The organism is Aerolutibacter ruishenii (assembly GCF_007830115.1).
Lineage (GTDB): Bacteria > Pseudomonadota > Gammaproteobacteria > Xanthomonadales > Xanthomonadaceae > Aerolutibacter > Aerolutibacter ruishenii.
On record NZ_VLKP01000009.1, the window covers coordinates 124,098 to 141,892 of the forward strand.

A 17,795-nucleotide genomic window follows, 5' to 3' on the forward strand; every position below is an offset into this window, starting at 1 on the left:
TGCGCTCAGGATTCCTGGCCCGCTTCGCCGGCTTGCAGGTCCAGCAGCCGGCGCGCCAGGCGCAGCAGACGGAACAGCTTCACCAGCGCAGCATCGCTCAGGCGTGTGGCCGAGCCGCCGTGGCCATGCAGCAGCGCCGCCAGCTCGTCGGCCAGCCGCGCGCGGTCCAAGCCGTTCGCGGCAGGCGGCGCCGCACTCAGCGCATGCAGCAGGGTGAGCACCGCCCGCGCGAACGCCGGCAGCGCTTTCGCCTGGCCCACGGCCGGCGCCACGCAGACGAAGCCGATGCCGCCGTCGATGGCCTCGATGTGGTCGGCCACCGCCGCGTCCCCGGCAATCTCGCGCGCGAACTGCGCGATGTGCACGCGCAGGCGATCCGGCGCGTCCAGCCCCGGCTCGATATACCAGACGTCCGAGATGGGATAGAGCCCGCCAGCCTGCACGGGGATCGCACGCAGCGCGTCGACCTCGAAGTCGGGCAGCTTGTCGCCGAGCTGGTCCGCGACCATCCGTTGGATGGACAGCAGGCGCTCGGTGGTCGGTGCCGGTGTCACGATGTGCCCTTGCAGACGCTCGTCGCGTTGCCCGTACTGTTCCTCCGGCGCTCCGGGCGGTGCAGGCGGTGTTGCTGCTGGCGCCGGAGGCGCGACCGGCGTGGTGTCGCGCGGCACAGACGAGGCGGGTGGCTGCCGAGGCGCGGAGACCGGCGAGGGCGGTGTAGCAGGCAAGACAGGTGCTGCCGGGGGCGTCGGCGCTGCCGGTTCGCTGGTCAGCGCACGCTGGCGGCTTTCGCTGTCGTTGATCTCCAGCGCCAGCGTGTCGTAGTCCGCCACCAGCAGCTCGGCCATCTGGCCCACGAGCTCGTCCTGCACCCGCTGCGGCGAGAAGTCGTCTGGCTGAGTGTCGAACTGCGTCAGCACGTCCTGAAACAAGGTGGCGAAGTCCACGGCCACGGTGCGGCCCAGCGCACGCCGCTCCCAGGTGCGCTCGCACGCCTTGCGCAGCACCGCGAGCCGGTCCACCTGATGCCGGCCCAATCCGCCGTACAGCAGCGTCGGGATCGCCGGCAGCAGATAGCGCACCGCATCGTTCATGCGGCTGATGTGCGACTGCGGCACCGGATAGCCGTCGGCAGTCAGCCGCCGCGCGAGTTCGCTCTGCGACAGCGCCTGGCCGCTTTCCTGCTCGTAGAACTCGCGCGCCTTCTCGATGCCCAAGGCCCGCTCGATGAAGGTCAGCCCGCCGCGCAGCTCGTTCTCGGCCAGATGCCCGGTCAGCGCCACGATTTCGCCGCGCGCCGGCCACGGGCGGAACAGGCACGCAATGCGGAAGAAGCGTTCCTCCTTGGTCTCGCTCCACAACTCGCGCAGGATCGCCAGCCGCGTGTTGCCGCCGTTGCGAATGATGTAGTGCGCCTCGCCCGGCCTGCGCGTGATCGCGGGGGGCGCGTCCAGCCCACGTTCGCGGATGGACGCCTTGATCTCCGCATAGGCCGGGTTGCGCGTCACGCGCGGGTCGTGGTCGTAGGGCCGCAACTGGTTCAGCGTCACCATCATCGGCGTGTCGGCGATGGGGTCGCTCAAGGTCGCGGCCGAAGGGCCGCTGCGCTCGAAGCCGGTGGCCAGCAGCTTGGCAGCCATGTCCTGCGGCGTCAGCTCAGCCACGGCCGTTCTCCTGCGCCTGCCGGTCGGCCCGGCGAAGTTGCGCGCGGGCATTGCGGTCGGCACGGTGGTCGCTCGCAGTCGAACTGGTGTAGATCGACGCGCAGCCTGGTTTCGTGAATTTCAGGTGCCCGCCGGACGTGCGCACCACGCGCCAGCCTTCGCCCAGCGCGAACTCGATCAGCGCGCGCAGCCGTTCACGGCCGCGCGCCAGTTCATGTGCGCTCGCCATGGCTGGCCCCTCCCGCATCGGCCCGGCCGGTGACCAGCGCGAAGCACTCCCGCCACGCGGGGAACAGCTCGCCGGCCAGCGTGCGCATGGTCTCCAGCGCCGCGGGCGCCGTGCGCCCAGCCGGCTGCCGGTACTCCACCCGGTGCACTGGCAATCCTCGTGTCGCAGCGCGCGGATAGGCTTCGATGGCCGGCACGTCGGTGCCCAGCACCTGCACGCCGGCCTGTTCCTGGAACACCTGTCGCAGCGCCTGCTGGACCAGCCGCGCGTTCGACGACACCGGATGCACACGGTTGATGAGCAGGCGCAGCGGCGGCGGCTCGATGCCCAGGTGCCGATACGGCGCGATGTCCTCGATCAGTTGCAGCGTGCCGCGCCGCAGCTCGCGCGCCGCGAGGATTTCCGGCGTCACCGGCGACAGCGCCAGGTCGGACGCCAGCACAGCCATCTCCAGCAGCACGCTGCGCGCGCCCTGGGTGTCGATCAACAGCAGGTCATAGTGCGTGCGGAAGACGGGCAGCAAATGGCGCAGTCGCAGGCGCCCATCCGGAGCGTGCAGCAGCAGCGTGTTCAGTTCGCCGCGGTCGTCGTTCGAGAGCACCAGGTCCAGGCCCGCGATCGCGGTGCGCGACACCAGTTGCTCGATGCGCCGCTCGTTGAAGGCCAGCATCTCGTAGATGCCGCCGGGCGCGCGCACGTCCAGCGTGAAGTAGCTCGACAGCGTGGGCTGCACGTCCAGGTCCAGCAGCAGCACGCGCAGCCCGGCATCGGCGATGAAGCCGCCCAGGTTGGCCGCAGTCGTGGTCTTGCCCACGCCGCCCTTGGTCGAAATGATGGACACCACCTGCATGGGCTTCTCCTCGTCGAATGGCATGAACCGAGAAGAAGCGTCAGGCGCGTTCTTTGAGGCGCTCGGCGATCCACTGTTCGATCTCCACCGAGTCCCAGCCCACCGCGCGCACGCCCAGGCGCAGCGCCTTGGGGAACTTGCCTTCCTTCATCAGGCTGTAGATGTGCGCGCGCTTGAAGCCGGTCTTGGCTTCGACCTCGGCGCGGCGCAGGATGCGGTGCTCGGTCGGTGCCGCCGTGGCGGTGGTCTGCGAAGACATGAGGGTCACTCCTTAACGCTCAGTGGCGCTGATTGGCGTGACTCGAATTAAGAACGCCGCGTTGAAGAAAGACACCGCAAATGCGGTTTCCGCGACCGCAGATACGGTCTGGCATCGCTCAGGAAGTTGTGCTCTGCAGATTGCGCCGAGCCAGTGCGAACTTGGCCTGCAGGGTGCGCTCGGTGATGCCCATCGCGTTGCCGTGGTGCGCCACCATCGCGCTGATGATGGCCTCCTGCGTCAGGAAGCTGGAATACGGCATGCCGCTGGGCGACTTGCCCAGCAGCAGCGTCAGTAACCCGCCAACGATGTTCAGGTAGGTCGATTCGCTGCGCGGCCCCAGCGTGTTCGCACGCTCCGTGTCGGCCGCGCAGGCGGCGTGCGTTTTCAGCAGCGCCTCATGCTCGGCGCGCAGCGTCTCGAGCACGCCCAGGTGTTCCGCCAGCCGCGCCTTGATCGCTTCCCGTTCGACCAGCAATGCGCCCACTGTGTCCAGGCTGATCGCCGGGTGAAGCGCACGCTCGATCTCATCGAACAGAAACGTCGGTTTCTCGCCTGGGTAGTAGTGCGCCATCCAGGCTTTCAGATCGACGTGCCGCACCGTCAGCGACGGGTCGTCCATTGCCAGGCCCTGCGTGTCCCGCACTAAGCCCTCCTTGCCATACGGCATCTCGCCGTGAGCCAGCGCATCGAAGATTCTTTCGGCGTTCAACCGCAGCATCGGCCAGCGCGGAAACTCCGTTGCCTCCGGCAGAGGCCGCTCTCCCAAGGCCGCCAGGATGCGCCGCTCGAAGCGCAGCAATCCGCTCCAGCGGATTGCCGCCTCGATCGGGCGGTAGTAGGTCTTGGCGCCATCGGCCAGGCTGCTCGACTTCGGCATATCGCGCGCCTCCATTCGTCATCGCACCGAGTCCAAGCACGCGCACCCGCCGTACAGGCGGCGTGCGTGGCTGTCCAGGAATCTCCGGGCGAAACGAGCAGGTGGCGAAGCGGCGAAGACCGTGGCATCGGTGATACCGCCGGTTCCGATGCGAGATGTGCGCCTTGCCGCGCAAGGCGCCATCACTCACAATTCGCAAGCCGCGAAACATGCTGTCACCAGCGTCATTCGCGGGCGCCATGCCTGACCCGGATAACCAGGCCAAAGTCTTTGCAGGGAAAAAGGCCCAGTAAAGCGCGATCAGCTCAACACGCCAGAGCCGATGCGCATACGGCAAGCACTGTTGCGCCGCGCGTCTTCGCTGTGACGCGCCACGATGGGCATGCGAGTTTCATCGCAGGATGCCAACCGCAAGCGCGAGCAACGCCTGGATGCAGCGCGCCCGTGCACAACGTCAATGGAAACCCGCTATGACAAAACAGGTCTGGCGGTTTGACCAAAATGGAATCGGCCAACCCGCCTGAAACAGCCTCATGCGAGCCGTTGCGTATCCAACGGCATATGGCCGACACGCTGCGCACGGTCGATGAAGTGGCGCAGTGGCTCCGACATCGCGCCCTCGGGATGTAGCAGGTAGGTCGTCAGCGCCGCCGAGTCTTCATCCAGCGGCCGGACGATCACGTCCGCCTGCCGGCATGCCACCACGTGCGCCTCGGTGGAAAATCCCACGCCATAGCCGGCCGCCACCAGGGCCAGCATCAGCGAGTGGGTCGTCACGTACTCGGCCACGACCGACGGTGTCTCCACCAGGCGTAGCAGGCGCTCGCATTGCCGGCTGCACTCCGCACACACCTGCGGGTGGCACAGCACCAGCGGGTAGCCCACCACCTCTTCCAGCGGCACCCGCTTGTGCGCCAGCAAGGGGTGCCGCGCGGGTATGGCCACCACCAGCGGGTCTTGCCACACCGGCATGGCGACCACCCCGGCCTCCATCTCGCCGGCCATCGCAAAGGCCGCGTCGTACAGGTCGTTGCCCAGCCCGCCCACCACCTGCGACAGCGGCGCCTCGAACAGCCGGATGCCCACTTCCGGCGCCTCCTCCCGGCACAGCGCGAGCAGCGCCGACAGCCGGGTCCGCCCGACGCCGCCGGCCAAGGCGATGCGCAGGGTGCCCCGGTGTCCCGCCGCCACCGCCCGCGCCTTGGTCTGGGCTTGCTCAAGGGTCAGCAGCACGCGCCGGGCCTCCTCCAGGAACACCTGCCCGGCCGGGGTCAGGCGCACCCCGCGCGGCGTGCGCTCCAGCAGCGTCACGCCCAAGTCCGCCTCCAGTTGGCGGATCGTTCGCGACAGGGGTGACTGCTCCACATGCAGCCTTCGCGCCGCCCGGCCGAAGTGCAACTCCTCGGCCACGGCGATGAAACAGCGAAGATGGCGTAAGTTCATGTACTTCCCCCCCAGAAAGTGGAGTCCATTCCTCTGGCCGTAGGGAACCGCATGAGTGCTTCCCGGTGGCGATGCCGGTCACAGAGGCTTTCCAGTTGCCGCCATCCGGCCTTCAGTCGCTGGCGAGGCTGCGAGTGTCCAGGCAAGGCCGGGTTATTCCATCGGTGTTGCCATATCACACAAAACCACGGACAATCAATAATATTTATTATTAGCATCTGTGTCTGAATGGAGTGAAGCCGATCAAGCCCGACGTGGCGAACCTGTCCGTCACTACCCACGGCAGCGTGTTCTGGAACGACGAACGCATGGGCGACGAGCAGCTCGCGCAGCGGCTGCAGGCCTCCGCGCCGCGTCAACCGCAGCCCGAGGACTTCATCCGCGGCGACCGCCTGGTGGATCTACGAGCGCGTCGCCCAGGGGATGGCGGCTACGCAGAAGTCCGGGGTGTTGGAGCTGGGTTCGTGACCGACCAGGCCACGACCGGGGTGAGCCGAAAGACACCCCCATGAAACTGCATCGGCACGCCCGCCCTGACGCCGGCGTGTCGTCGTCGGCTGCACCGATCGCGAACTCCGACACGCGTGAGCGCCTGCGCGCGGTGCTCGACACACCGGCTGATTTACCAGCCTTGCGGACGCAGCATCGTCTTCGCGGCCCTGGTTCGCAGGAACGCCTGCGTCATATTGCTTGGCCGCCCGCCCTGGCATGGCAGCAGCAAACACTGGCCATCAGCATTCAGTGTCCGGCTGTGTGCGCCGGCCAGCTCCGCGCGTGTCGGCGACGGGCCTGGTCCCGACAGGCATGAGTGCTTCGACGCGATGCAATCGAAGGAGGTACTGACGGGATGCGGATGTAGATGCTGGCGCCCGAGATGCCGAACCAGAAGAAGACAAACAGGAGGTGGCCTTGGATTTCAGATTGCTGCGTTACTTCGTCGCAGTTGCGGAAGAACTGCATCTGGCCCGTGCAGCCGAGCGTCTGGGCATCGAGCAGTCGCCTGTGTCGCGTGCGATGCGCGACCTGGAAAGCCAGCTTGGCGTGCAGTTGTTCGACCGCAGCACACGCCTGACGCGGCTGACCTGGGCCGGCCAGGTGTTCCTCGGCGAATGCCGGCGCGTGATGGCCACCGTGGAGCAGGCAGTCAAGAGCGCCAAGGCGGCGGCACAGGGCTACCAGGGCCATCTGCGCATCGCCATCTGCGACAGCCTGGCGCAGCCCCGCATCGCCACCCTGCTGGCACGCAGCCGTGAGGAGGAGCCCGAGCTGGAGATTCGCGTCTTCGAGCTGCCGTTCGCGCAGCAGCTCAAGATGCTGCACGACGATCTGCTGGACATCGGCTTTGCGTTGTCAAACGCGGTGCATGATGGCCTCGTCGCCGAGCCGGTGTGGACCGACCCGCTGTCGGTGATCGTGCCCGCACGCCATCCCTTGCTGGCACACGTGCAGGTGCCGCTGCCCGAAGCCTTGAAGTTTCCGCTGGTTCTGTGCCACCCCGAGGCGGGCTCCGGTTGCCGCCACCAGATTCAGGCGGTGCTGCAGGACACGAACATGCCGCTCAAGCTGGTGGACGAAGTGACCAGCCTGGGCGTGATGCTGACCCTGGTCGGCGCCGGCTACGGCATCGGCTTCGCCATCGCCTCGCAGGTGCAGACGCTACAGCGCCCGGACATCTCCATTCGTCCCCTGGCCGGCATCCCACCGATGCTCTCCACCTACCTGCTGCGCCGCCGGGGCGAACCCTCGGAGCCCATGAGGCGATTCATCGAGCGGGTGAAAGACGGGGCCGCGCCGGTCGATGATGAGCCGGTCCTTTGAGGACGCAGCTCGCCTGTCCGTTGCGGCCTGTGGCGTTATGTGCCGGTGGACAGATAGACTTCGGAATGAAATCCGATGCTCTGGCTGTTGATAGATGTGCTTGGCTCGCTTTGGATCACCCGCAACGGCCTGCGTTGACCAGGCCGAAGACTTGAGTCCACAATCGAGTCCATTCCGTGACGCCTGGATCGGAAAAAACGTTCGTAATAAACGAGTTAGCGACCGGGTGCTGTTCCCATCACCCGCTCCAGATCCAACGGCGGTCAGCCTCCTTCGAGGTTGACCGCCGTTTTGGTTTCAGCATTACGTGTTCGGCGGCCGGCGCGGCCCTCCGGCTGGGCCGGTTGGCTTCACGCAAATGTATTGGTCCAGCTGGATGCTGGTCGGCATGGTCGGGGTCAAGCGGGAGTCGCCATGGAAACGACGGTCGTGCTGGGATGGCGGGAATGGGTGGCCTTGCCTGGCCTGGGCATCGAGGCGGTGCGCGCCAAGGTGGATTCCGGTGCACGCACCTCGGCGCTGCACGTGGATGCGCAGTGGCGGTTCCACGAACAGGGCGCGCCGTGGGTGGGCTTCCGGGTCACCCCCGGGACACGCTGCCAGGCGGCCGTCGAGGCCGCGGCGCCGATCCGGGACGAGCGCGTGGTCACCGACTCGGGTGGCCATCGCACGCTGCGGACGTTCCTGCGGACCACGTTGGTACTGGGCGGCGTGGAGCGTGAAATCGAGATCAACCTTGCCCAGCGCCAGGGCATGCTGTTCCCGATGTTGCTCGGCCGCACGGCCATGGCGCGTGCGTTCACCGTCGATCCGTCACGATCCTTCCTCCACGGCCGCGCGCGTCCCCACGTCGCGCTGCCACCCTCGATGCCCGGGATGCCGTTGCCATGAAGTTCGCGATCCTGTCGCGCAACACCAAGCTCTACTCCACCCGGCGGCTGGTGGAGGCGGCGCGCGAGCGCGGCCACACCGTGCGCGTGCTGGACCCGCTGCGTTGCTACATGCGAATCGCCAGCGACGGTTTCCACATGCACTACAAGGGCCGCGAGTTGCGCGGATTCGACGCGGTGATCCCGCGCGTGGGCGCCTCGGTGACCCGCTACGGTTCGGCCGTGCTGCGCCAGTTCGAACTGATGGGCACCTGGTCCCCCAACCCCTCCGAGGCGGTGCTGCGTGCCCGCGACAAGCTGCGCAGCCACCAGTTACTGGCCGCGCAGGGCATCGGGCTGCCAGTGACGGTCTTTGGCGACAATCCGGACGACACGGTGGACCTGCTGTCGATGCTCGGTCCGCCGCCGCACGTGATCAAGCTCAACGAGGGCAGCCAGGGCGCGGGCGTGATGCTGACCGAGAAGCCGTCGGCCTCGCGCGGGGTGATCGAGGCGCTGCGCGGGTTGTACGCGCAGTTCGTGGTGCAGGAGTTCATCGCCGAGGCCAAGGGGGCGGACCTGCGCTGTTTCGTGGTGGGCGACCGGGTGGTGGCGGCGATGAAGCGGCAGGCGCCCAAGGGAGACTTCCGCTCCAACCTGCATCGCGGCGGCCACGCCAAGGGCATCAAGCCGACCGCCCTGGAACAGGCGACGGCGATCCTTGCGGCGCAGACACTGGGACTGGGCGTTGCGGGCGTGGACCTCATCCGCTCGGCACGCGGCCCGCTGGTGCTGGAGGTCAACGCCTCCCCGGGGCTGGAGGGGATCGAGGAGGCCTCCGGGGTGGATGTGGCAGGTGCGGTGATCGAGTACGTCTACGGACAGGCGGCGCGGAGCCGAGATGCGGCCAGGCGGGCCGAGGGTGACTTGGCGAATGGTGAATATTCAATGGCGTTGGCAGAAGATCGCAGATTATCTTCGCATGATGCGCGCAAACGGCGGGGTCGGGCCCGACGCGCTTGACCCTGTTCCCAATGGGCCGGGGCGGGGGCTTTAACGGCGCTTTAATCGGTCCCTGCGTAATCTGTTCCCACCGTTGCTTTGCCTCTCCGCGTCAGGTTGGCCCGGGAAAGCGGGCTTCGGTATCGGGGCAACACCTTTTGACCCAGGCGTGGGGATTCCCCGTCTGGGTCTTTTTGTTTTCCGGCATACACTGTCGGCGATCATTGGAACCCGGGCGCGGCGACGCGGTCGAAGGACCCACCTACAGGACGATTCGATGCGCATCCTAGTCATTGAGGACAACCAGGACATCGCCGCCAATCTCGGCGACTTCCTCGAGGACCGCGGGCACACCGTGGACTTCGCCGCCGACGGCATCACCGGGCTGCACCTGGCCGTGGTGCACGAGTTCGATGCCATCGTGCTCGACCTCAATCTGCCCGGGCTGGACGGCCTGGAGGTCTGCCGCAAGCTGCGCAACGAGGCGCGCAAGCAGACGCCGGTATTGATGCTGACCGCGCGCGACAGCCTGGACAACAAGCTGGCGGGCTTCGACTCCGGCGCTGACGATTACCTCATCAAGCCGTTTGCGCTGCAGGAAGTGGAAGTGCGGCTCAACGCGCTGGCGCGCCGCGGGCGCGGCGTACAGACGCGCGTGCTCAACGTGGGCGACCTGGAATACAACCTGGACACGCTGGAAGTGCGCCGCCAGGGCAAGCTGCTGCAGCTCAATCCGACCGCGCTGAAGATCCTGCAGGCGTTGATGGAGGCGTCGCCGGCGGTGGTCACGCGGCAGGAGCTGGAAACCCGCGTGTGGGGCGAGGAGCTACCCGACTCCGACAGCCTGCGCGTGCACATCCACGGCCTGCGCGCGATGGTGGACAAGCCCTTTGGCGAGCCGATGATCCAGACCCGCCACGGCATCGGTTACCGCATCGCCCCGCCCGATGGCGCCAGCTGACCCGGCTCCGGCTCCGGCTCCGGCGCCGCGCCGCCACCGGCGGCGGTACCGCAGGCGGCTGCGCAGCCGCATCATCCTCGGTTTCGTCCTGCTCGGTTTCGGGCTGACGACCCTGTTCGCGTTCGCGACCAACTGGACCCGCACCCGGGTCGAGAACACGCTGGTCGAGGACGTGATGAACCGCAACATCGACGAGTACGCGCGCCAGTACTTCGCCAAGCCCGACGCAAAGCCCGAGTTCGGCGTGCAGCAGATGCTGGGCCGGGTGGTGAAGCGGGAGAACTTCGAGGCGCTGCGGCTGGAGCAGCCGGACTGGTACGAACTGCACGATGGCATCCACAGCATCACCGGGCGCAACCCTGATGGCAGCCCGTTTGCGTACAAACTCGCGGTGCGCAAGACGCAGGACGAGTGGTTCTTCCTCGCCTACGACATGACGCAGTCGATGCGCGGCGAGACGCAGTTCAACCGCGCGATCTACAGCTCGGTGGTGGTGTTCACCCTGCTGTCGCTGGTGGTGGGCTGGTGGTCGGCGTCGCGGGTGATGAGCCCGGTGTCGGAGCTGGCCACCCGGCTGAAGAAATCCGGCCGCACGGCGCTGCCGGAGGCGCTGGCCAGTCACTTTCCCGACGACGAGGTGGGACAGCTGGCGGCCGCGCTGGATGACTACGCCGGGCGCCTGACCGAGGTGGTACAGCGCGACCGCGAGTTCAATGCCGACGTCAGCCACGAGTTGCGCACGCCGCTGGCGGTGATCCGTGGCGCGGTCGAGCTGCTGCTGTCCAAGCCGGAACTCGATGACAAGACCCGCGGACGACTGCAGCGCATCCAGCGCGCCGAGCAGCAATGCACGGACCTGATCAGCGCGTTGTTGCTGCTGTCGCGCAACGAGCGCGGTCACGGCGCGACCGACGTGGCAAGGCAAGCCGAGCAGTTGCTGGACGTGCACCGCACGCAGCTGGGCGGCAAGGCGCTGGAACTGCGGCTGGAAGGCGAGCGCGGGCTGGTGGTGGACGCACCCGAGGCTGCGGTGACCGTGGCGCTGGGCAACCTGATCGGCAACGCGGTGAAGTACACGCCCAGCGGCGAGGTGGTGGTGCGGTTGGCCGGGCAGGCAGTGGAAATCGCCGATTCCGGTCCGGGGCTGAGTGCCGAGGATGCCGCGAAGCTATTCCAGCGGGGCTACCGCGGCACGCATGCGGGGCACTCCCAGGGCGGTGGCATCGGCCTGTCGATCGTGCGCCGCTTGTGCGACCTCTACGGCTGGGAGGTCAGCGTACGTCCGGGCGATGTGCGCGGCGTGCTGGCGACGCTGACCTTTTCGCGCTGATCAACCGTCCCCGACAGCCCCGGAGTGCTGAAGGCACAACGCCACCGCGAGGCGGTGGCGTTGTGGGGGGCGGGTTCCAGGCGAAGCGCGCGGCGGAGCGGACCGCAAGCCGGCAGGCGTCGCTCCGCTCTCAGTCCAGCATTTCCAGCCAGCCGTGCTTGTCGGGCGTGCGCCCGTCGAACAGACCGAAGAACAGCTCCTGGATGCGGCGGGTGACGGGGCCGGCGTGGCCCGCACCCACCTGGCGGCCATCCACCGAGCGGATCGGGGTGATCTCGGCGGCGGTGCCGCACATGAACAACTCGTCGCACAGGTACAGGTACTCGCGCGGCATGTCGCGCTCCACCACTTCGATGCCGGCGTCCCTGGCCAACGTGATGAGGGTATTGCGGGTGATGCCGTTGAGCAGCGCGGCCGACACCGGGGTGGTGTGCAACGCGCCATCGAACACCAGGAACAGGTTCTCGCCGGCGCCTTCGCTGAGCAGGCCGGTGGACGCCAGTGCGATGCCCTCGCCGAAGCCCAGGCGCCGCGCTTCGCGCGCGATCAGCTGGCCGGACAGGTAATTGCCGCCGGCCTTGGCGCCAGCGGGGATGGTGTTGGGCGCGAAACGCTGCCAGCTGGACACGCAGGCGTCGATGCCTGCTTCCAGCGCGCCTTCGCCCAGGTACGGGCCCATGAACCACGACGCGACCGACATCTCCACCGGCGTGTCCGCCGACAGGCCGAAGCCGCCCAGGCCGCGATAGGCGAACGGACGCAGGTAGGCCTTGGTCAGGTTGTTCTTCTTGATGACCTCGCGGCAGGCGGCGTTGATGGTGGCCAGGTCGTACGGCATCGGCATGTCGTAGATCCGGGCCGAGGCGTACAGGCGCTTGTTGTGGTCGGTCAGGCGGAAGATGGCCGGGCCGTTGGCGGTTTCGTAGCAGCGGATGCCCTCGAACACCGAAGAGCCGTAGTGCAGGGCATGGGCCATCACGTGGGTGGTGGCCTCGGCCCAACGCTTGATTTCGCCGTTGTGCCAGATCCATTCAGGGTATTGCATGCTCATGCCTGCGTCTCGGTGGGTCGAAACCGGCATTTTACCGGCTGGAGAGGTCAGAAACTGATCCAGAGACAGTCCATGTGGCGTCGCAGGGCGAAGAACGTGCGTGACGGCGTGCTGCCGTTGGCGAGGGTCTGTTCCACGCGCAGGCCAATGGGGGCCTGGCGGGCCGTGGTCTGCGGGTAATAGCCGCCGTCCGTCCCATCGGGAGCCGCGGGCATGACCACCGTCACGTCCACCAGGGGGCGCTCGGTGACCTCGGCCAGCCGCGACATCACGCGGTTGCCTTCGGCGCTGGACGTGCCAGGCCAGTGGTACAGCGCCGCCAGCCGGTTGGGGTCGCGTGCATCGATGGCGTTGGTGATCGCGTGGACCAGGTCCTGCACGTTGCGCTGGCAGCGGGGCGCGCGGACTGTGCGGGCCACTGCGCCCGTATCCGCGGGTCTGGCGGGCGCGGGTTCGGCGCCGATGTCGCGGCAGCGTTTGTCGGTGTAGGTGATCGTGCCGGTGGCATCGGTACAGCGCTGCACCTGGGCGTGCGCGAGGCTCGGCAGCAAGGGCAGGGCGAGCAGCAGGGGCGCCATGAGGTGGAGGGCGTGGAAGCGCGGCATCCTTTCAGCGTAGCGCCAGCAGGGGTGGGCGAACAGGGTGCGCCATGCCAGTTTCCTGCGAGGTTGTGGCAGGGTTCATGCGATTCCTGTCGCGCTCGGAGCGCGATCCGGGCCGCTGTCCCGGAAGCTCGACGTTCGTGGCGATGAACGATGCGCCGCTGTCTGACGCCGGCTGTCCCCCGAGACTGTGCGCGTTCAGAACGAGACGAAGTAGCACCCCTGGTAGCGCCTGACCTCCAGGTCGACGATGCGTTGCGAGCCACCTTCGCCAAACCACAGTTGCATGATGCCCGTGCCTGCATCGTGGATGGTGGTGTCCGACGCATCCGCCAGCTGCAGCCCGGCCAAGCCGAGCGTGCCATCCAGGTACTGCACGTCCACGAGTGGCGCGTCGTTGAGCCGGTCGATGCGCTCCATGCCTCGCTGGCCCTGGCGGTGCGTCATGCCCGCCCACTGGAAGCTTTCCGCGATGCGGTTGATGTCGCCCAGTGCGAAGGCGCCGCGCAGGTCCATCGCCAGTTGCGTGGCCGAACGCGCGCAGCCTGCGGCCGCCGATCGACGCCCAGGCGCTACGGCCGGCGCCAACGACTGGTTGGCATCCACCAGGTCGTAATGCGCTTCGGCCATGGCCTCTTCGCCAGCGATGCGGGTCAACAGGTCAGCGTCCATGGCTGCCGTGCTGGCGCCATGGACCGAGCACGGTTTGTCGGTGTAGACCGTGGTGCCGTCAGCCGATTGGCAACGCTGGATGCCGGTGCCGGCATTGACCGGCATGGCGACGGGTATCGATGCGGTGAGCAGGGTCAGGGCGGTGAAAGCAGTGGCGGGGAGCATTTTCATGGCACGCATGACGAACAACGCGGGGTGGCGTGCATGCTCCCCGGGAGGTCGTCAACGTACTGTCTGGAAAATGCGCCTGGCGCTGAACCTCAATCAAACAACGCCAATCCGGGCCAGCACGTTCAGTGTCGGTTTCGACAGGTTGAGCGTGTAGAAGTGCAGGCCAGGTGCGCCGCCATCGATCAGTCGCCTGCACAGCTGCGCGACCACTTCGGCGCCGAACTCGCGCACGCTGTCCACGTCGTCGGCATACGCCTGCATGCGCTGCGCCACCCAGCGCGGGATCTCGGCACCGCAAAGTTCGGAGAAGCGGCGGATCTGGCTGAAGTTGGAGATGGGCATGATGCCCGGCACGATCGGCACGTCGATACCGGCCTTGCGCGCGTCGTCGACGAAGCGGAAGTAGGCGTCGGCGTTGTAGAAGTACTGGGTGATCGCCCCGTTGGCGCCGGCCTTGACCTTGGTCGCGAAAGCCTTGAGGTCGGTGTGCGCGTCGCGCGCCTGCGGATGCGTCTCCGGGTACGCCGCCACTTCGATGTGGAAATGGTCGCCGGTCTCGTTGCGGATGAACTCGACCAGTTCGCTGGCGTAACGCAGGTCGCCGGGGCTGACCATGCCCGAGGGCAGGTCGCCGCGCAGGGTGACCAGGCGGCGCGCGCCCAGCGCCTTGTACAGCTTGAGCAGGCCGCGGATCTCCTCGCGCGAGCCGCCCATGCAGGTGATGTGCGGGGCGGCGTCGTAGCCATGCTGGCCGCGCAGGTACTGGATCGCCTCGGGCGTATGGCTCAGCGTCGAACCGCCGGCGCCGAAGGTCACGCTGACATAGTCCGGCGAATGTGCCTTCAGCTTGGCCGCGGTCTTGTCGAGCTGCGCCCGCTGCTCGTCGGTCTTGGGCGGATAGAACTCGAAGCTGATGGGGAGCGTCATGCGGGGGCCCGGGGCAGGATCGGTCATGAGTATATCGCTTCATCGCGATGAATCAATAATATTTTGACGGAGTCTGAATGAATGGTTTGGCAGATTGGCCGGCAATGGGCGATGGTCCACCCCTGCGGATATGACGGGAGCCAGGGTGATGAGGCAGGTGAACGGAACCTTCGACGTGACGCTGACACCGCTGGCAGACGAAGGCGGCACGGCGGTCATCAACCGGATGGCGATCGACAAGCAGTTCCATGGCCCGCTGGACGGCCGCAGTGAAGGGCAGATGCTGGCCACGCGCACTCCGGTGGACGGGTCTGCGGGCTATGTGGCGCTGGAGCGGGTGACGGGCACGCTGGAAGGTCGCAGCGGCAGTTTCACCCTGCAGCACAGCGGCACCATGAACCGCGGCGCGGCGACGCTGCAACTGGCGGTGGTGCCGGACTCGGGCAGCGACGGGCTGGCCGGGATCGATGGGCGCATGGCCATCACCATTGCCGATGGTGCGCATTACTACGAGTTCGATTACACCTTCGACGACCGCGATTGAGTCCGCGACTTGCATCCGGGGTCATGCATGCCGTCGGCTGGCGGCGGCGGAACGAAGGTGGGGCGGGACCAGAGGTGCGGTGACACAAACGAAACGGGCGCCGAAGCGCCCGTTCCGTTGTTTCCGGCCAGTGCCGCGAGGGGTCGCGGACCAACGTGGCTCAGTAGCGGTAGTGGTCCGGCTTGTACGGCCCATCCACCGGCACGCCCAGGTACGCAGCCTGCTCGGCGGTCAGCGTGGTCAGCTTCACGCCGATCTTGTCCAGATGCAGGCGCGCGACTTCCTCGTCCAGCTTCTTCGGCAGGATGTAGACCTTGGGGTCGTAGAAGTCCTTGTTGGCCCACAGGTCGATCTGCGCCAGCGTCTGGTTGGAGAAGCTGTTGCTCATCACGAAGCTGGGGTGGCCGGTGGCGCAGCCCAGGTTCACCAGGCGGCCTTCGGCCAGCAGGAAGATGCTGTTGCCATTGGCAAACGTGTACTTGTCCACCTGCGGCTTGATGTTGGTGCGCGTGGCGCCGGAGGCATTGAGCGCATCGACCTGGATCTCGTTGTCGAAGTGGCCGATGTTGCAGACGATGGCCTGGTCCTTCATCTGCGACATGTGCGCGAGGGTCAGCACGTCCTTGTTGCCGGTGGTGGTGACGTAGATGTCACCGCGGCCCAGCGTGCTCTCGACGGTGTTGACCTCGAAGCCTTCCATCGCGGCCTGCAGGGCGTTGATCGGGTCGATCTCGGTGACGACCACGCGCGCGCCGTAGGCCCGCAGCGAATGAGCCGAGCCCTTGCCCACGTCGCCGTAACCGCAGACGACCGCGACCTTGCCGGCCAGCATCACGTCCATCGCGCGCTTGAGGCCATCGGCCAGCGACTCGCGGCAGCCGTACAGGTTGTCGAACTTGCTCTTGGTGACCGAGTCGTTGACGTTGATCGCCGGGACCAGCAGCTGGCCTTCCTGCGCCAGCTGGTACAGGCGGTGCACGCCGGTGGTGGTCTCTTCGGACACGCCCTTCCAGTCGGCCACGACCTTGTGCCAGTAACCCGGACGCTCGGCGGCCACGCGCTTGAGCAGGTTCTTGATCACCTGCACCTCGTGGTTGTCCGACGGGGTGTTGACCCAGTCGCTGCCGTTCTCCAGCTCGTAGCCCTTGTGGATCAGCAGGGTGACGTCACCGCCGTCGTCCACCACCAGCTGCGGGCCGAGGAAGCCGCCGTTGCCGTCGGGGAAGCTCAGCGCGTCGAGGGTGCAGTCCCAGTATTCCTCCAGCGTCTCGCCCTTCCACGCGAACACCGGCGTGCCGGTCTTGGCGATGGCGGCGGCGGCGTGGTCCTGGGTGCTGAAGATGTTGCACGAGGCCCAGCGCACGTCGGCGCCGATGTCCTTCAGCGTCTCGATCAGCACGCCGGTCTGGATGGTCATGTGCAGCGAGCCGGTCACGCGCACGCCCTTGAGCGGGGTGGTGGCGGCGTACTTCTTGCGGATCGACATCAGGCCCGGCATCTCGTGCTCGGCGATGTCGAGTTCCTTGCGGCCCCAGTCGGCCAGCGAGAGGTCGGCAACCTTGTAGTCGCCTTCCTGGGAGAAGGTTTTGGCAACAGCGTTCATTGATAGCTCCGAATGTGGAAAGTCCGCGCGGGGCGGGCTTTGCGGTCAGCGTGGCCTGACGGGTCAGGCGGCTGGTCCGCGGACATCGGGCGCCGTTGGTGCACGGCAGTGGCCTGCCGCTGGGTCCGCCGAGCCTGGCCGTGCTCCTGGTCACGGTCGCAGCGCCCCTCGGCGAAGGCCGGCATTGTAGCGCGTACCGGGCCGCGAACGCCGGTGGCGACGCAGGGCTTGATCCTGATAGTTAGGAGTCCTAACATCAGGCCATGACCGCCATCGACCGCCAGCGTGAACAGGCCGCCGCCGGGCTGGAACAGCTCGTCCACCTGGCGCGCGCGCAGGCATGGCGCGGTGGCGACGGCCCTGCGTTGCCACCGACCCAGGCAGGCGTGCTGCGGCTGTTGTCCGGCGCGGAGCCGGAGCAGCGCGCGCAACGGCTGGTGCAGCGTCTCGGTGTTTCCGCCGCCAGCCTCAGCGATACGCTGAAATCGATGGAGGCCCGGGGCTGGATCCGGCGTCGCCCGGACCCCGCCGATGGGCGCGCCTCGCTGGTGCGACTGGACCGTCAGGGGCGTGCGGTGGCGGCGCGCTTGGCCGGCGCCGGACGCGGCATGGCCGGGCTGGTGCAAGGGCTGCACAACGCCGACGTGGCGGCCCTGCTGCGGGTCACCCAACTGCTGGTCGCGCAGGCGCAGGAGCAGGGGTGGGCGACCGGACTGCGCACCTGCCTGGGTTGTCGTTACTTCCGGCCGTTCGCCAGTGGTGATGCGCAGCGGCCACATGTGTGCGAGTACATCGGGCAGCCGTTCGGCGACCTGGAACTGCGCGTTGAGTGTGCCGAGCAGCAGCCGGCCGATCCCGAGGATTTCGCCGCGAACCTTGAACGGTTCCGGCGACCGGTTCCGCCCTGAGCGGAAAAGCAG

The 17,795-nt window shown here is 67.4% G+C and carries 18 protein-coding genes, 1 pseudogene and 1 riboswitch; of the genes and pseudogenes, 8 read left to right on the top strand and 11 right to left on the bottom strand.

The window, feature by feature from the left end; genetic code table 11:
- Positions 1–5: 5 nt before the first annotated feature.
- From IP93_RS11425 to IP93_RS11455, 6 genes are all read right to left on the bottom strand, one after another.
- Positions 6–1,664, bottom strand: a complete 1,659-nt coding sequence (locus IP93_RS11425) for a ParB family protein (protein ID WP_018076213.1) — start codon at positions 1,662–1,664, stop codon at positions 6–8.
- Positions 1,657–1,893, bottom strand: a complete 237-nt coding sequence (locus IP93_RS11430) for a type II toxin-antitoxin system HicA family toxin (RefSeq protein ID WP_013982111.1) — start codon at positions 1,891–1,893, stop codon at positions 1,657–1,659. The genes IP93_RS11425 and IP93_RS11430 overlap by 8 nt, the downstream gene beginning before the upstream one ends.
- Entirely contained in the window at positions 1,877–2,743 is an 867-nt protein-coding gene (locus tag IP93_RS11435) for a ParA family protein (protein WP_018076212.1), read from the bottom strand. The genes IP93_RS11430 and IP93_RS11435 overlap by 17 nt, the downstream gene beginning before the upstream one ends.
- A 40-nt stretch (positions 2,744–2,783) precedes the next feature.
- Positions 2,784–3,002 carry an AlpA family transcriptional regulator gene (locus IP93_RS11440; protein ID WP_011829925.1) on the bottom strand — a complete coding sequence of 73 codons (219 nt, stop codon included), beginning with the start codon at positions 3,000–3,002 and terminating at the stop codon, positions 2,784–2,786.
- A gap of 118 nt (positions 3,003–3,120) precedes the next feature.
- Positions 3,121–3,882, bottom strand: coding sequence for a hypothetical protein (locus IP93_RS11445; RefSeq protein ID WP_013982109.1), 762 nt, complete (start codon positions 3,880–3,882; stop codon positions 3,121–3,123).
- Between the two features lie 531 nt (positions 3,883–4,413).
- On the bottom strand, positions 4,414–5,325 hold the full coding sequence (locus IP93_RS11455; protein WP_019751274.1) for a LysR family transcriptional regulator: 912 nt from the start codon (positions 5,323–5,325) through the stop codon (positions 4,414–4,416).
- Between the two features lie 233 nt (positions 5,326–5,558).
- Here IP93_RS11455 and IP93_RS11460 point away from each other — a divergent pair, with 233 nt between their 5' ends.
- The 6 genes and pseudogenes from IP93_RS11460 (at position 5,559) to IP93_RS11485 (ending at position 11,305) form a co-directional block, all read left to right on the top strand.
- Complete coding sequence (locus tag IP93_RS11460) at positions 5,559–5,837, top strand: ExbD/TolR family protein (RefSeq protein WP_025297715.1); 279 nt, start codon at positions 5,559–5,561, stop codon at positions 5,835–5,837.
- 397 nt (positions 5,838–6,234) lie between these two features.
- The gene (locus IP93_RS11465) at positions 6,235–7,143 is read left to right on the top strand and encodes a LysR family transcriptional regulator (protein ID WP_018077868.1); all 909 of its coding nucleotides are present in this window, start codon (positions 6,235–6,237) and stop codon (positions 7,141–7,143) included.
- Positions 7,144–7,557: 414 nt separating this feature from the next.
- Positions 7,558–8,034, top strand: coding sequence for an ATP-dependent zinc protease family protein (locus IP93_RS11470; protein WP_144815751.1), 477 nt, complete (start codon positions 7,558–7,560; stop codon positions 8,032–8,034).
- Positions 8,031–8,888, top strand: a pseudogene (gene rimK / locus IP93_RS11475) (30S ribosomal protein S6--L-glutamate ligase); the annotation flags it as partial. The gene IP93_RS11470 and the pseudogene rimK, both read left to right, overlap by 4 nt.
- Positions 8,889–9,291: 403 nt before the next feature.
- Entirely contained in the window at positions 9,292–9,975 is a 684-nt protein-coding gene (locus IP93_RS11480; protein WP_144815756.1) for a response regulator transcription factor, read from the top strand.
- Positions 9,962–11,305, top strand: a complete 1,344-nt coding sequence (locus IP93_RS11485) for a sensor histidine kinase (RefSeq protein ID WP_144815758.1) — start codon at positions 9,962–9,964, stop codon at positions 11,303–11,305. Before IP93_RS11480 ends, IP93_RS11485 begins: the two co-directional genes overlap by 14 nt.
- 130 nt (positions 11,306–11,435) lie before the next feature.
- Here the strand turns inward: IP93_RS11485 and IP93_RS11490 are convergent, their stop codons facing one another.
- The 4 genes from IP93_RS11490 to metF form a co-directional block, all read right to left on the bottom strand.
- Positions 11,436–12,356 carry a branched-chain amino acid transaminase gene (locus IP93_RS11490; RefSeq protein ID WP_144815760.1) on the bottom strand — a complete coding sequence of 307 codons (921 nt, stop codon included), beginning with the start codon at positions 12,354–12,356 and terminating at the stop codon, positions 11,436–11,438.
- Positions 12,357–12,403: 47 nt separating this feature from the next.
- Positions 12,404–12,961, bottom strand: coding sequence for a DUF4124 domain-containing protein (locus IP93_RS11495; RefSeq protein WP_144815763.1), 558 nt, complete (start codon positions 12,959–12,961; stop codon positions 12,404–12,406).
- Between the two features lie 195 nt (positions 12,962–13,156).
- Entirely contained in the window at positions 13,157–13,801 is a 645-nt protein-coding gene (locus IP93_RS11500) for a hypothetical protein (RefSeq protein WP_144815765.1), read from the bottom strand.
- Positions 13,802–13,894: 93 nt separating this feature from the next.
- Positions 13,895–14,728 carry a methylenetetrahydrofolate reductase [NAD(P)H] gene (gene metF / locus IP93_RS11505; RefSeq protein WP_144815768.1) on the bottom strand — a complete coding sequence of 278 codons (834 nt, stop codon included), beginning with the start codon at positions 14,726–14,728 and terminating at the stop codon, positions 13,895–13,897.
- 148 nt (positions 14,729–14,876) lie between these two features.
- On the opposite strand from metF, the gene IP93_RS11510 reads away from it, so the two are divergent.
- Entirely contained in the window at positions 14,877–15,272 is a 396-nt protein-coding gene (locus IP93_RS11510) for a DUF3224 domain-containing protein (RefSeq protein ID WP_144815771.1), read from the top strand.
- Positions 15,273–15,432: 160 nt separating this feature from the next.
- Here IP93_RS11510 and ahcY read toward each other — a convergent pair whose 3' ends face one another.
- Complete coding sequence (gene ahcY / locus IP93_RS11515; RefSeq protein ID WP_144815773.1) at positions 15,433–16,875, bottom strand: adenosylhomocysteinase; 1,443 nt, start codon at positions 16,873–16,875, stop codon at positions 15,433–15,435.
- Positions 16,876–16,955: 80 nt separating this feature from the next.
- Positions 16,956–17,051: riboswitch (S-adenosyl-L-homocysteine riboswitch) on the bottom strand.
- Between the two features lie 87 nt (positions 17,052–17,138).
- On the opposite strand from ahcY, the gene IP93_RS11520 reads away from it, so the two are divergent.
- Positions 17,139–17,783 carry a MarR family winged helix-turn-helix transcriptional regulator gene (locus IP93_RS11520; protein ID WP_144815776.1) on the top strand — a complete coding sequence of 215 codons (645 nt, stop codon included), beginning with the start codon at positions 17,139–17,141 and terminating at the stop codon, positions 17,781–17,783.
- Positions 17,784–17,795: the final 12 nt, after the last annotated feature.

What these genes read in the sequence shown, in the direction of transcription:
- IP93_RS11500 (WP_144815765.1), bottom strand. Translation starts at nt 13,801, where the DNA reads ATGAAAATGCTCCCCGCCACTGCTTTCACCGCCCTGACCCTGCTCACC.
- IP93_RS11445 (WP_013982109.1), bottom strand. Translation starts at nt 3,882, where the DNA reads ATGCCGAAGTCGAGCAGCCTGGCCGATGGCGCCAAGACCTACTACCGC.
- IP93_RS11490 (WP_144815760.1), bottom strand. Translation starts at nt 12,356, where the DNA reads ATGAGCATGCAATACCCTGAATGGATCTGGCACAACGGCGAAATCAAG.
- IP93_RS11495 (WP_144815763.1), bottom strand. Translation starts at nt 12,961, where the DNA reads ATGCCGCGCTTCCACGCCCTCCACCTCATGGCGCCCCTGCTGCTCGCC.
- metF (WP_144815768.1), bottom strand. Translation starts at nt 14,728, where the DNA reads ATGACGCTCCCCATCAGCTTCGAGTTCTATCCGCCCAAGACCGACGAG.
- IP93_RS11480 (WP_144815756.1), top strand. Translation starts at nt 9,292, where the DNA reads ATGCGCATCCTAGTCATTGAGGACAACCAGGACATCGCCGCCAATCTC.
- IP93_RS11440 (WP_011829925.1), bottom strand. Translation starts at nt 3,002, where the DNA reads ATGTCTTCGCAGACCACCGCCACGGCGGCACCGACCGAGCACCGCATC.
- IP93_RS11520 (WP_144815776.1), top strand. Translation starts at nt 17,139, where the DNA reads ATGACCGCCATCGACCGCCAGCGTGAACAGGCCGCCGCCGGGCTGGAA.
- ahcY (WP_144815773.1), bottom strand. Translation starts at nt 16,875, where the DNA reads ATGAACGCTGTTGCCAAAACCTTCTCCCAGGAAGGCGACTACAAGGTT.
- IP93_RS11455 (WP_019751274.1), bottom strand. Translation starts at nt 5,325, where the DNA reads ATGAACTTACGCCATCTTCGCTGTTTCATCGCCGTGGCCGAGGAGTTG.
- IP93_RS11485 (WP_144815758.1), top strand. Translation starts at nt 9,962, where the DNA reads ATGGCGCCAGCTGACCCGGCTCCGGCTCCGGCTCCGGCGCCGCGCCGC.
- IP93_RS11470 (WP_144815751.1), top strand. Translation starts at nt 7,558, where the DNA reads ATGGAAACGACGGTCGTGCTGGGATGGCGGGAATGGGTGGCCTTGCCT.
- IP93_RS11430 (WP_013982111.1), bottom strand. Translation starts at nt 1,893, where the DNA reads ATGGCGAGCGCACATGAACTGGCGCGCGGCCGTGAACGGCTGCGCGCG.
- IP93_RS11435 (WP_018076212.1), bottom strand. Translation starts at nt 2,743, where the DNA reads ATGCAGGTGGTGTCCATCATTTCGACCAAGGGCGGCGTGGGCAAGACC.
- IP93_RS11510 (WP_144815771.1), top strand. Translation starts at nt 14,877, where the DNA reads ATGAGGCAGGTGAACGGAACCTTCGACGTGACGCTGACACCGCTGGCA.